Origin of the sequence: Schleiferilactobacillus harbinensis DSM 16991 (genome assembly GCF_000425885.1) — a bacterium.
Lineage (GTDB): Bacteria > Bacillota > Bacilli > Lactobacillales > Lactobacillaceae > Schleiferilactobacillus > Schleiferilactobacillus harbinensis.
The window spans coordinates 14,846-27,046 of sequence record NZ_AUEH01000040.1; the positions used below are offsets into that span (position 1 = coordinate 14,846).

At 54.2% G+C, this 12,201-nt stretch carries 12 protein-coding genes and 1 tRNA gene; 8 read left to right on the plus strand and 5 right to left on the minus strand.

Annotated features, from left to right (window positions below; all coding sequences use genetic code 11):
- Positions 1–70: 70 nt before the first annotated feature.
- The 5 genes from H627_RS0111710 to H627_RS0111730 all read left to right on the plus strand — a co-directional run bounded on the left by H627_RS0111710 (position 71) and on the right by H627_RS0111730 (position 6,205).
- Positions 71–2,755 (plus strand): calcium-translocating P-type ATPase, PMCA-type, encoded by a 2,685-nt coding sequence (locus tag H627_RS0111710; RefSeq protein ID WP_051225393.1) that lies wholly within the window; start codon positions 71–73, stop codon positions 2,753–2,755.
- Positions 2,756–2,772: 17 nt separating this feature from the next.
- Complete coding sequence (locus H627_RS0111715; protein WP_051225394.1) at positions 2,773–3,207, plus strand: hypothetical protein; 435 nt, start codon at positions 2,773–2,775, stop codon at positions 3,205–3,207.
- Positions 3,208–3,526: 319 nt separating this feature from the next.
- Positions 3,527–4,537, plus strand: a complete 1,011-nt coding sequence (trpX, locus tag H627_RS0111720; protein ID WP_027829107.1) for a tryptophan ABC transporter substrate-binding protein — start codon at positions 3,527–3,529, stop codon at positions 4,535–4,537.
- Entirely contained in the window at positions 4,534–5,457 is a 924-nt protein-coding gene (locus tag H627_RS0111725; protein ID WP_027829108.1) for an ABC transporter permease, read from the plus strand. The genes trpX and H627_RS0111725 overlap by 4 nt, the downstream gene beginning before the upstream one ends.
- Positions 5,450–6,205 carry an ABC transporter ATP-binding protein gene (locus H627_RS0111730; RefSeq protein WP_027829109.1) on the plus strand — a complete coding sequence of 252 codons (756 nt, stop codon included), beginning with the start codon at positions 5,450–5,452 and terminating at the stop codon, positions 6,203–6,205. Before H627_RS0111725 ends, H627_RS0111730 begins: the two co-directional genes overlap by 8 nt.
- An 84-nt stretch (positions 6,206–6,289) precedes the next feature.
- Here H627_RS0111730 and H627_RS0111735 read toward each other — a convergent pair whose 3' ends face one another.
- From H627_RS0111735 to H627_RS0111745, 3 genes are read right to left on the minus strand one after another with little or no spacing between them, the layout of a single operon-like run.
- Positions 6,290–7,513: an ABC transporter permease gene (locus H627_RS0111735; RefSeq protein WP_027829110.1), complete on the minus strand. Its 1,224-nt coding sequence runs from the start codon at positions 7,511–7,513 to the stop codon at positions 6,290–6,292.
- Positions 7,510–8,220 carry an ABC transporter ATP-binding protein gene (locus H627_RS0111740; RefSeq protein WP_371859391.1) on the minus strand — a complete coding sequence of 237 codons (711 nt, stop codon included), beginning with the start codon at positions 8,218–8,220 and terminating at the stop codon, positions 7,510–7,512. The genes H627_RS0111735 and H627_RS0111740 overlap by 4 nt, the downstream gene beginning before the upstream one ends.
- Positions 8,217–9,083, minus strand: a complete 867-nt coding sequence (locus H627_RS0111745) for an efflux RND transporter periplasmic adaptor subunit (RefSeq protein ID WP_027829112.1) — start codon at positions 9,081–9,083, stop codon at positions 8,217–8,219. The genes H627_RS0111740 and H627_RS0111745 overlap by 4 nt, the downstream gene beginning before the upstream one ends.
- 141 nt (positions 9,084–9,224) lie before the next feature.
- Between H627_RS0111745 and H627_RS0111750 the strand changes: the two genes are divergently transcribed.
- Both H627_RS0111750 and H627_RS0111755 read left to right on the plus strand, forming a co-directional pair.
- The gene (locus tag H627_RS0111750; RefSeq protein ID WP_193323108.1) at positions 9,225–9,719 is read left to right on the plus strand and encodes a SprT family protein; all 495 of its coding nucleotides are present in this window, start codon (positions 9,225–9,227) and stop codon (positions 9,717–9,719) included.
- A 60-nt stretch (positions 9,720–9,779) separates the two neighbouring features.
- Positions 9,780–9,863: transfer RNA gene (locus H627_RS0111755), tRNA-Leu, on the plus strand.
- Between the two features lie 254 nt (positions 9,864–10,117).
- Here the strand turns inward: H627_RS0111755 and H627_RS20935 are convergent.
- Entirely contained in the window at positions 10,118–10,417 is a 300-nt protein-coding gene (locus H627_RS20935; protein ID WP_373880568.1) for a DUF6978 family protein, read from the minus strand.
- A gap of 508 nt (positions 10,418–10,925) precedes the next feature.
- Between H627_RS20935 and H627_RS0111765 the strand changes: the two genes are divergently transcribed.
- Entirely contained in the window at positions 10,926–11,885 is a 960-nt protein-coding gene (locus H627_RS0111765; protein ID WP_027829115.1) for a collagen-binding domain-containing protein, read from the plus strand.
- On the opposite strand, the gene H627_RS0111770 is transcribed toward H627_RS0111765, so the two are convergent.
- On the minus strand, positions 11,878–12,201 hold a 324-nt coding region (locus H627_RS0111770), incomplete at its 5' end, for an IS5/IS1182 family transposase (RefSeq protein ID WP_027828901.1). The two genes, H627_RS0111765 and H627_RS0111770, sit on opposite strands and share 8 nt — an antisense overlap.

Genomic DNA, 12,201 nt, shown 5'->3' on the forward strand with positions numbered 1-12,201 from the left:
GGAATTCCCGCGCGTAAGTCTCTCTTTTTTTCAGCGCGGGTGGCAAACAAATTGAGGAGGAATATAGTCCATGGCAGAACCTGAAGCAAAGAAACAGCAGCTTCAAGAACAGTTTTATAACCAGTCCATCGACACGGTCCGCGAAGAGCTGGATACGTCGCTGGATGGGTTGACCCCCCAGGATGCGGACAAGCGGTTCGCGGAATACGGGGCCAACGCTCTGGCCGAGGGCAAGCGTAAATCGAACCTGATGCGGTTTATTGACCAATTCAAAGATTTCATGATCATTGTCCTGCTGGTCGCCGCGCTGGTGTCCGGGTTCGTCGGTCACGAATGGGCCGATGCGGCCATTATTCTGGCCGTGGTCCTGATCAACGCCATTATGGGGGTCATCCAGGAGTCGAAGGCCGAAGAAGCCATTGATGCCCTGCGGGAAATGTCTACGCCGGACGCCCATGTGCGCCGGGGCGGTCAAGTGCTGACGATTAAATCGGAGCAATTGGTGCCCGGCGACGTGGTCCTGCTGGAGGCTGGGGATATTGTCCCGGCGGATCTGCGGCTGACCGATAGTGCTTCCTTGAAAATCGAAGAATCCGCGCTGACCGGGGAATCTGTCCCGGTCGACAAGGACGTCGCGACCCTTGAAGGTGACGACATCGGCATCGGCGATCGGACCAACATGGCCTTCATGAACGCCAACGTGACTTATGGCCGCGGCGAGGGAATCGTCGTCGGCACCGGGATGAACACTGAAGTCGGCCGAATCGCCGGCATGATCAACAGTGCCGAAGAAACGACGACCCCGCTGCAAACCAACCTGAACCAACTCGGGAAAATTTTGACGGTCTTGATTTTGGTCATTGCCGCCGTGATGTTCCTGGTTGGCTACTTCCTGCATGGTGAGGCCCCGCTGGATATGCTGCTGATCTCCATTTCCTTGGCTGTAGCGGCGATTCCGGAAGGGCTGCCAGCCATCGTGACGATCATCTTGGCTTTGGGGACTCAGAAGATGGCCAAGCGGAATGCCTTGGTGCGTAAACTGCCGGCCGTGGAAACCTTAGGCAGTACCGATATTATCGCGTCTGATAAAACCGGGACGCTGACCCAAAACAAGATGACCGTGGAACAAATGTATTACTGGGGCAAGCTGCACCCGGCCAGTGAAGACATTCCGCTGGATGATGACGCCTTGCTGATGATGAATCTGGCAAACGATACGAAGATTCAGGGCGACGGCAAGATGTTGGGCGATCCCACTGAAACAGCGCTGGTGCAGTTTGGTCTGGATAAAGGCTTCGATGTCCGCGAGCAGCTTAAGCAGTGGCCTCGAGTGGGTGAAGTGCCGTTTGATTCCGACCGGAAACTGATGTCCACCGTGCATCAGCTGCCCGATGGCCGTTTCCTCGTGGCCGTCAAAGGCGCCCCAGACCAATTGCTGGAACGGGCGACTCAAGTGGAATTGGGTAAAGATGACATTCAACCGCTGGATGACACCCGCAAGCAAGCTATTTTGGATCAAAATATGGATTTGGCCAAACAAGCCATGCGGGTCTTGGGAATGGCTTATAAGTTCGTGGATGCGCTGCCCGATCCCTTAGATTCCGATACCGTCGAAAACGATCTGATCTTTGCCGGGTTAGTCGGTATGATCGATCCGGAACGGCCGGAAGCGGCGCAGGCTGTTGCCGAAGCGAAGAGTGCCGGCATTCGGCCAATCATGATCACTGGGGATCACCAGGTGACCGCTGAAGCTATTGCCGGTCGGCTGGGGATCATTACCCCCGGCGACGACGCGGCCGTGCTCACCGGTGCCCAATTGGACGACATGAGCGATCAGGATTTTGAAAAGAACGTGAGCAAGTATTCTGTTTATGCCCGGGTATCGCCGGAACATAAAGTGCGCATCGTGAAAGCTTGGCAAAAGAAGGGCAAAGTCGTCGCCATGACCGGCGACGGTGTCAACGATGCGCCAGCGCTGAAGTCCGCGGATATCGGGATCGGTATGGGGATCACTGGGACGGAAGTCTCAAAAGGGGCCTCCGATATGGTCTTGGCCGATGATAACTTTGCGACGATCGTGGTCGCTGTCGAAGAAGGCCGGAAGGTCTTTGCCAATATTCAAAAGGCGATCCAGTACCTGCTGTCTGCCAACTTGGGCGAGGTCTTGACGTTGTTCATCATGACCATGATGGGCTGGGACGTCCTGAAACCCGTCCAGCTTCTGTGGATCAACTTGGTTACCGATACTTTCCCGGCGATCGCGTTGGGCGTTGAACCGACGGAACCAGGCATCATGAAGCGCAAACCCCGGGGCCGAAACTCCAATTTCTTCTCCGGCGGTGTCGCCAGTTCCGTGATTTACCAAGGGATCCTGGAAGGGGCATTGACCTTAGGGGTATACCTCTTCGGTATTCTGCACCCCGTGCACACCAGCCAGGGCGACATCCATGCCGATGCCTTGACCATGGCTTACGCGACATTGGCGCTGATTCAACTGTTCCACGCCTTCAACGTGAAGTCGATTCACCAGTCCCTGTTCACGGTCGGATTTTTCCGCAACAAGGCCTTCAACTGGGCTATCTTGGTCTCCACTCTGCTGGTCGGGGTGACGATCGTCGTGCCCGGCTTCAACGGCTTGTTCCACGTCCGCGAACTGGATCTCTATCAATGGTTGACAGTTCTCTCTGCGGGTGTTCTGATGTTAGTGATCGTTGAAATCATTAAGTTCGTGCAACGCCGCATGGGCAAGGAATAACGAAGGAGTGCGACACTTTGGTTAAAGCACAGCAAAAGTACCTGTATTACGCAAAGACCATCAATGATGTGATGGATGGCATCACATCGATCCAAGAAAAGATGGATCCGGATTATCAATTGGTGAGAAATGCAATCGATGAGAACGCCGTCGACAAAATCGCCGAGGAGAAGTATTTCAGCATCATCGAGAACTTCACCAAAGGGACTAACGGCTATCGCGACCTGCAGGCGCAGTTAGAAAAGAGTGCGGTCCCGGCGCGGCTGATGGGCAACCATCACCTGCTGCTGGGCGCGTTCAAGGCCTTTGTCGCCGGCTGCCAAACAATGATCGACAGCATGCATGACGACCGGACAGTGGACGTGGCGGCTTTTCGCGCTGCTGAAGTCGCCCAGGATAAGGCCATGGACGACATCGGCAAGTACCTTGGCCGAGTGGATCAGCTGGTCTAAAAAAAGTTAATCAGTATGCTTGACTTAGACGTTTCGCCATGGCATACTCAGAAACATAAGAAAACGGAAAGAGAGTGGCCCGCATGATTAATGCCCACGTTCAACAATTTGTAAGTCAATCTTGGCAAAGCCAGCATTGATAGGACGCACGCACTGATACGTCCTGTCGGAGATACAGGACGTATCTATGCTGGGCTGCTTTCTGATGCCGCATGGATGCGCAACATACATCGATGCGGCTTTTTATTTTCTCCGGGGACCCTTAAACGGCGAAGTCGCATCCACGCGGCTTCGCCGTTTTATATTGAGGAGGATTGTTATGAAACGCATGATTGCCATGATCAGTGCGCTGATCGTATTTCTTGGGGCGGCTTTCTTCATGACCCAGAAACCGACGGTGAGCAAAGCAAAGATTCCCACCGTGGGGATTCTGCAGCTGATGAGCCATCCAGCTCTGGACCAAATTCATAAAGGTATTATTGCCGGGTTGAAGGATGAGGGCTACATCCAGGGGAAAAACCTGAAGGTGGTCTTCCGCAACGCGGAGAACGACCAAAGCAACTTGAAGACGATGAGCCAGACCTTGGTGGAACGGGCCAACAGCGACGTCGTGGTCGGCATCGCCACCCCCAGTGCCCAGGCGCTAGCGAATACCACGACGAAGACGCCGATCGTGCTGGGCGCCGTCACCGATCCGGTGGGGTCGAAGCTGGTGAAAAGCGAGACCCATCCCGGGGGCAACATTACCGGTGTGTCGGACCCCGCGCCGGTGGCCAAGCAGTTGGCCTTGATCCATCAACTGATGCCAGAGTTGAAATCGATTGGGGTCATTTCGACTCTCAGCGACGATTCCGCTCAGGCGGATGTCCGCCGCTTCGACCAAGCCGTGAAGCCGTTCGTTAAGAAATACGGCTGGTCGGTGAAGAAATACAACGTCAGCTCCACCAATGACGTGAACCAGGTGGCGCAAACAATGGCCAATAATGTCCAGGCCGTGTGGGTCCCGACGGATAACACACTGGCCAGCGCGATGCAGACGCTGGTGAATGTCACGAACACCAAGAATATCCCGATTTTCCCCACCGTGGATACCATGATTAAGGATGGCGGGGTGGCGACGATGTCGCTGAGCCAATTCGACTTAGGCGAACGGGCAGGCAAGATGGCCGGCAAGCTGCTCAAAGGCGAGATCAAGACGGCCACGACGCCGATTGATTCCCACCCCCGGAGCGACTTGGTGATCAATGTTAAACAGGCTGAGAAAATCGGCTTGAAGATTCCGGATAAGCTTTTAAAGCAGGCAGAAAAGCAAGGGGAGGTCATTAAATGAGTATCATCGTATCGGCCATTGGCCAAGGGTTGTTATGGGGCATTCTCGGCATCGGGTTGTTTCTGACTTTCCGAGTGCTGGACTTCCCGGATATGACCGTCGAAGGCAGTTTCCCACTGGGGGCGGCGGTGAGCGTGGCTGCCATCACCCACGGGGTAAGTCCCCTGTTGAGCCTGGTGCTGGCCTTTGGTGCCGGCATGCTAGCCGGATTAGCCACCGGCTTGCTGTATACGAAGGGGAAGGTGCCGGTGCTGTTGGCGGGAATTTTAGTGATGACCGCTCTGTATTCCATCAACCAGCACATTCTGGGACGGGCGAACTTGTCGCTGCTGAATCAGCCGAATTTGTTCAAAAATAAATTTTTAGCCTCCCTGCCGCCGTATTTTGACAGTATCTTCGTTGGTATCGGGGCAATCATCATCATCGCGATTCTGCTGATGTGGTTCCTGCAAACCAACCTCGGCCAAGCGTTCATTGCCACCGGTGATAACGAGATCATGGCCCAGTCTTTAGGTGTCCATACTGACGCCATGAAGAACATGGGCTTGATGGTGGCCAACGGGCTGGTCGGCCTGAGCGGCGCGTTGATTGCCCAGAACAACGGTTATGCCGATGTGAACCAGGGCATTGGGGTCATCGTCATCGGCTTGGCAGCAATCATCATTGGCGAAGTTGTTTTTGGCGAATTGACCTTGAATCAGCGGCTGGTGGCAACGGCCTTGGGCTCCATCCTGTACCGCTTCGTCCTGCTGATCGTGCTGGGCTTGGGCTTTGGTGATGATGACTTGAAGCTGATCTCTGCAGTCGTGCTGGCCGTTATGCTGATGGTCCCGACGGTGGAAAGCCGCTTCCGCTTGAAGCGGGCGCTGCGCAAGGGGATTGAGAGTCAACCGGCAAAGGAGGCGGATGGCCATGAGTGACGCAGCAGTTGTACTAAAAGATGTGAGTGTAACGGTGCACCAGCAGAATCAAACCAAGACGATCCTGGATGATGTGGATTTAACCATTGCCCCAGGGGATTTCGTCACCGTGCTGGGCACGAATGGGGCTGGCAAGTCGACGCTGTTCAACGCGATTGCCGGCAACCTAGCCGCCAGCGGTCAAGTGACATTGGCTGGGCAAAACGTGACCAGTTTGAACGCGATTCAGCGGGCCAAATATATTGCCCGGGTCTTCCAAGATCCTAAACTCGGCACCGCCGGTCGGATGACGGTGGCGGAGAATCTGGTCCTGGCCCAGCATCGCGGGGAACGGCGGACACTGCGCGGCCGCCGGTTGGAAGCCGCCCGCCCGCAGTTGCAAGCCGAAGCGGCGCAATTCAGCAATGGGTTGGACCAGCTGCTTGATTCGCCCACGGAGACATTATCCGGCGGTCAGCGCCAGTCCTTGAGTCTGTTGATGGCGGTGCAAAAAGATCCAGCCCTGCTTTTGCTGGATGAACATACTGCAGCCCTGGATCCCCATACGAGCGCGCAACTAATGGCGCTGACGGACCGGGTGATCAAGGAACGGCACTTGACGGCGTTGATGATCACCCACCGGATGGACGACGCGCTGAAGTATGGCAATCGGCTGATCGTGTTAGAGAACGGCCGGTTGAAAGCGGACTATAATGCCGCCGCTAAGGCCAAGCTGAAGCGGGAAGATTTGTTAGAGTTCTTTGATTAGCGCGAGCACATCAGTATTTCCTGGGAAATAAAAGGAGGCAGCCCCGTTTGTACAGGGACTGCCTCTTTGCATGGGCCGTGCCGATCATTCGTAACGCAGCGCTTCGATCGGGTTGAGTTTGGCCGCTTTTCTGGCTGGATAAAGACCAAAGAAGACGCCGACGGCACTGGCAAAAAGAAGGACCAGGAGGATGGCTTGCCAAGTGATCCGGGCGGTGATGCCCAGGACGTTGGCGACAATTTCAGCCACCGCGATACCGAGGGTGAGGCCAATCAGGCCGCCAATCAAAGACAGAATGACGGCTTCCAGCAGGAACTGAATGAGAATGTCCCGGGTCGTCGCCCCCAGCGCCTTGCGGGTCCCAATCTCCCGAGTTCGTTCGGTGACGGAAACGAGCATGATATTCATGACCCCGATCCCGCCGACGATCAAAGCAATGGCGGCCACTGCCGCGATGAAGTTCACGAACAGACCGAGCACACTGTCCACCTGATCCAGGGCGGATAGGAAGTTCCGCGCGGTGTACAATTGCTCACCGACGACGTCGTGGCGGGTTTCTAATAAGCGCACCGTGCTTTGGGACACACTCGTGATGTCGTTGCGGGAACGGACTTTCATTGTGACATCGGTGATGCCGCCGGCGTTGATGCTCAGCAGCTTCATCGTTGAATAGGGAATCGCGACGTAGACCGGAAAACTGCTCCGGCGAACAGCGCCTTGGTACTTATCTACCGTGCTCTGGGTCTCCCCGATGAGGCGCACGCTGATGCTGGTTGTGCGGCTGCGCAGCGTAATGGTTTGACCGACTACGTTGCGCTGATTCGGAAAGAGCTGCGCCGCACCGTCAGCAGAAATCACGGCCACCGGCGCTGATTCGGCATAGTCCGCCTGAGTGAAATACCGGCCGGCGGTGATCGTGCTGTCCATCATCGTGCTGGTGTATTGCAGATCTGGGGTTCCGCCAAAGATGATGGCCTGTTGGTCTTGCGTATTTGTCGCCGCAAAACCGGATAGCGTATAGTTAGGCGACACTGCAGTGACTCGGTCATCGGCCTGCTTGATGGCTTGCAGATCGGCGGCAGTGAGTTGAGCGTCGTTGCCGGCCTTGTTTGACACGCTGAGAGAGATCGTCGTCGCGCCTAAGTCGTTGAAGGTGCCGGTGATCTTCGTGGTCGCGCCGTTGCCGATCGCGAGAATCGCAATGACCGCAGCAATGCCGATGATGATGCCGAGCATCGTCAGAAAGGACCGCATTTTGTTGGCTGTAATGGCTTCAATGGCCATTTTGAAACTCTCAATCACTGTCATTCCTCAACACCTGCCTTGTGCGGCTGATCCAGGACTTGGTCAGTTTGAATGATGCCGTCTCGGAACGAAATGATTCGTTTCGTGTACTGGGCGATGTCCGGTTCATGGGTCACCATGACCACCGTGGTGCCCGCGGCATTCAGTTCTTGAAAGATGCGAATGATTTCCACACTGGTCTTGCTGTCCAGATTGCCCGTCGGTTCGTCGGCCATGATCACCGCGGGCCGGTTGACAATGGCCCGGGCGATGGCGACCCGCTGCATTTGGCCGCCGGAGATCTCGTTGGGCTGGTGATCCAGCCGATCCCCCAAGCCGACCTGGGTGAGGGCAGCGGCGGCCCGGTCCTGTCGTTCCCGCCGGCCAATGCCAGCGTAGACCATGGGCAGAGCAACATTTTCTAACAGCGTCATCCGCGGCATCAGATTGAAGGATTGGAAGACAAAGCCGATTTCTTTATTCCGGACATGGGCGCGCTCATTGTCGCTGAGGTGTGTCACATCGGTATCCCGCAATTGATACAGGCCGCTATCGAAGGTATCCAGCAGTCCCATAATGTTCATCATGGTCGACTTGCCGGAGCCGGACGGTCCCATGATGGCGAGAAATTCTCCGGCCTCGACCGTGAGATTGACGTCTTTCAGTACCACCAGATGCTCATCGCCCATGGTGTAGCTCTTAACGACGTGCTGCATCGTGATCAAACTCATTGAGTGGTCACCGCGCTTCCATCGTGAAGCTGATTGCTGGGGGATAGGATCACGGTTTCACCAGGGCGCAAGCCCTTCGTGACCGCGATGCGGGTGGCCGATTGCAGACCGGTGGTGACGGTTGTGCGGCGCGCTTTACCTTTGACGATCCGATACACCAGCGGTTGGTTATTCCGATCATAGGTGATGGCCTCCTGTGGAATCGTGACGGCATTGTTGGCCTGATCCACGGTGATCGTCACGTCAATATCGAAGCCAGGGACGAGTCCTTGCGGTTGCCGGTCGAAAGCGACCTGAGCCCCGAGGGTCGGCGTGGACGCCCCCGTCGCACTGGTGGTGGTCGTCGCGGTGGGGTCCACTTCGGCAACATCTCCGGTATAGGTGTGATTCAGGTACGTCAGGTGCACCGCCTGCTGGACTTTAACTTGGGCCGCCTCCGATTTAGTCAGGTTGAGCTGGACCCGCAGATCACTCAAGTCCGCTACTGTAATCGCGGCTTTGCCGGTGGCCTGAGCAGTATCGGCTTGACCGCTGGCAATGTTCACGGCGGTGACTGTCCCGCCAAAGGGCGCGGTGAGGTTCGTTGTCTGATTATACGTGGCCAGAATTTGCCCCGCGGAGACCTTATCGCCCACTTTAACATTGACCGCAGTGACCAAACCGCTGCCGGTGAGATTCGCTGTGCGGGTCGCTGTCACGGTGCCGGTAGTCGTGATCGTCGCCGTGATGTTTTGCTGTGTCACCTTGGCGGCCGTGACTTTCTGGGTGTTGTTCTGCCGGCCAGCCGCGATGACGCTCCAACCAATGAAGCCGACGATTGCCAAGAGGATGAGCCCAATAATAATGCGGTTCCATTTTTTCATAGGACCAAGCCTTCCTTCAGAGAACGTATTATCTCCAGTCTAAGCCAAGTCAGCGCAGTTGGCGACCGAAGTGCTTTCCATTGTCGTCTGAGCGGATATTTGGTACAATGAGCGTCAGTTTTTCAGAAAGCAGGCGACAATGTGGCCAGATTACCCCAGACAGATGCAGAATTGACAGCGCGGGTACGTTCCGTATCGACGGAGACCTTCCACCGGCCCTTTACGCATCAGGCGCTGTACAATCGGCGCTTACGGACGACCGGCGGCCGCTATCGGCTGCGGGACCACAACATCGAGATCAACCCCCACCTACTGCAATACTATGGCTTACCTGAATTGCTCGGCGTGATCAAACACGAGCTGTGCCATTACCATCTGCATTTGCTGCACGGCGGCTATCAGCACAAGGATGCCGACTTTAAGAAATTACTGGCGGCCACTGGCGGCAGCCGCTTCGCGCCGCCCATGCCGCCCCGGGAAGATAGGACAGTCAACTATCTTTACATCTGTCCCCAGTGCCAGGCCAAGTATCCCCGCCAACGCCGCATCGACACCCGCCGGTTCGTGTGCGGTCGCTGCCATCACCGCTTGGAATTAGTCGGCTTGGATGTGAAAATGAGCCAAATCAGCGCCTAACCGGCAAATAGGGCTTGAAACCGGCTTTACATCCATGCTAATATATTCAAGTAGGTTTTTGCGGGCGTGGCGGAATGGCAGACGCGCAAGATTAAGGATCTTGTGATCAATTTGATCATGGAAGTTCGAGTCTTCTCGCCCGCATCGTTTTCACAGGATTTCCAACAAATTACGCCCCGTTGCATCGGTTGAATTACCGGTGTGGCGAGGTGTTTTTTTGTCGTGTTATTGAGTTGTGGGCTAGTGTGCAGCAGTGGCGCCATGGAATATTAGAGAGTTCCATATTTGGGCTTCAAGCTTTTCGTCCTGTTAGATCAAACTACTTAAAATCCGGGACGCACACCGTAACGCTTTCTGCCGCGAGTTAAATATTCATAGATATTGGAGCGTTGCATCAGTTAGTGGTTGATAGTATACTCCATAAACTTATCGAGCGCTTCAGATAGTCCTTGGATATCGGAAAACGGTGTTGCATCCAGTGAATAGGCATATGACTCGATATCCCCTGTGTCCTCATGATGTTTATAGACATGTAAATCATTGACACCGACAACAGTACCGTCCAAATTGTGATGGCGTGATCCGTTGATGCATAAACGAATCAGGTAGAGATGGGTCTCACTGAATCGGAGATGAATACTGTACTTGGAGGCTCTCCGTCCTTGATAAGAATGAAGGATATATTGAGCGCCATTCAGCTGTCTTCAACAGTTTTCTCGTCCTTATATTGCCCGAGAATTGGAACCGCAAATCCGAATTTCGGAGAAATTCCTTGATAGCTTGAATAAGGGCTGCCACATCCCGGTCGGATAATGAGGTGAAAATCATGAACGTCCTCCTTGTGTTGATGGTGTTGTTCGGAATCTCTGGACATTGGACTAATCAGGGGCCGACGCATGTTGCTGTGTCGATGAAATAATTATAAACGAATGACAACTCTCCGAACAAATGTTTTTGGCTAATAATCAATTTCAGTTTTCAGCTCATCTCGTCGGACTTGTGATAAATGTGGTCTTTTTGAAAACTGAAGAGTAGAGATAATAACCCTGAAAGCCTTATGTATTGGGAAATTTTGACCAGTCGTCGGTTAGTTATGAAAATGCAACTGCAGTTTTGAACCCGCTCCTGACGTATTGCCAGCCCCCCTTTCAGCCCGATATGCTTGTTGTGTAGGGATACACATGCATTCCAGAAAGGAGGCCCACCATGAAGACCAGAAGAACGGCACTACTTAGTTGTTGGACAATTCTGCTGCTTCTTTTGGGCGGATTTTGGCAGGCCGGAACCGTCAAGGCGGCGGATCCCAGCCAGTGGCATCAGCATACTTATGGGGCACCCTTTAATTCCAGTCCCTTCGTATCGGCGGACCGGATGCTGCAGGTTGGCGATGAAGGCAACATCTTCTTATACAACGTTGTTCTTTCCGGCAATCATAGTGCTGACTCGGCGGATACTGAAGGGGCGCTGGCGATTCAAGGAAACAGTACCGTGCCAGCAGTCGATCGCAATGGCGGCATTAGCCGTTTTAATTATGCCGGTTTCTTTGACGGCGGCAATCACGGTAACGGTGATGGCAATAGTCATCCGCTGAGTGAGCGCCACCGCATTTCACTTTTGCTTGGTGGTGAGATCCGTAAGTATTATCCGGTCGGTGCGCAGGATAAAGCCCACGCGCTGGTGAGCGGACAAGGTACAAACAATAAAAACTCAGGGTATTTCGTTGTTCGCAAGGAAGCAGTTCTAAAAGAAGAAGGACAAAATGCAAACCCATGGTTGCAGAACGCTAATAATCCGGTATTTGCTAATGGCCGGGTGTACCATACCGACGATTTTGCTAGCGGTAAGAACACTGTCAAGATGGATGATATCTTTACCCGTATCTTTGCGAGTCAACGTCACGTTGAGAACGAGCTGACGCAGCTTGTTGGAGAAGAGGAGGAGAAGGGTGATCCATATACTGTAGACGGTGAACCATATACAGTCGAATCGTTCTGGGGCTGGTGGGGGAACTCGATCGATGTGCCAGTTTATCATTCTAAAAAAGACGCCAGTACGCTCATTATCGATATTCCGGCCAAACCGGGAACGGACACAGCGTATATGCCAGGGTTTAAAAATAATGCCCCACCGATTCAAGATTCTAGGGTGTGTCTGAAAATTACTTAAGCCATACCCATATTGCTGCAACGTAAACCGCGCCCAGAAAGACATGCGCGAGCTTATCATAGCGTGTGGCTATACGCCTGAACTCCTTCATCTGGTTGAAGAAGCCTTCGATTAGATGTCGCTCCTTGTAAAGATAGAAGTCGCACGGCCAGGGGTTCACTGCATTGCTTTTGGGTGGGATTGTGTAGTATCCCTCCTGAGACGTGATGAAGTCTCGTAGCGCCTGCGTCCCGTACGCTTTGTCCGCCAGGACATTGACGCTCTTCAATGGAATAGTACCGAGCAACGGTGCAGCCACTGTACTATCGTGTACCTC

Bases quoted from the DNA above. Each gene is read 5' to 3' on its own strand.
- trpX (WP_027829107.1), top strand. From the start codon at position 3,527: ATGAAACGCATGATTGCCATGATCAGTGCGCTGATCGTATTTCTTGGG.
- H627_RS0111745 (WP_027829112.1), bottom strand. From the start codon at position 9,083: ATGAAAAAATGGAACCGCATTATTATTGGGCTCATCCTCTTGGCAATC.
- H627_RS0111710 (WP_051225393.1), top strand. From the start codon at position 71: ATGGCAGAACCTGAAGCAAAGAAACAGCAGCTTCAAGAACAGTTTTAT.
- H627_RS0111765 (WP_027829115.1), top strand. From the start codon at position 10,926: ATGAAGACCAGAAGAACGGCACTACTTAGTTGTTGGACAATTCTGCTG.
- H627_RS0111730 (WP_027829109.1), top strand. From the start codon at position 5,450: ATGAGTGACGCAGCAGTTGTACTAAAAGATGTGAGTGTAACGGTGCAC.
- H627_RS0111740 (WP_371859391.1), bottom strand. From the start codon at position 8,220: ATGAGTTTGATCACGATGCAGCACGTCGTTAAGAGCTACACCATGGGC.
- H627_RS0111725 (WP_027829108.1), top strand. From the start codon at position 4,534: ATGAGTATCATCGTATCGGCCATTGGCCAAGGGTTGTTATGGGGCATT.
- H627_RS0111735 (WP_027829110.1), bottom strand. From the start codon at position 7,513: ATGACAGTGATTGAGAGTTTCAAAATGGCCATTGAAGCCATTACAGCC.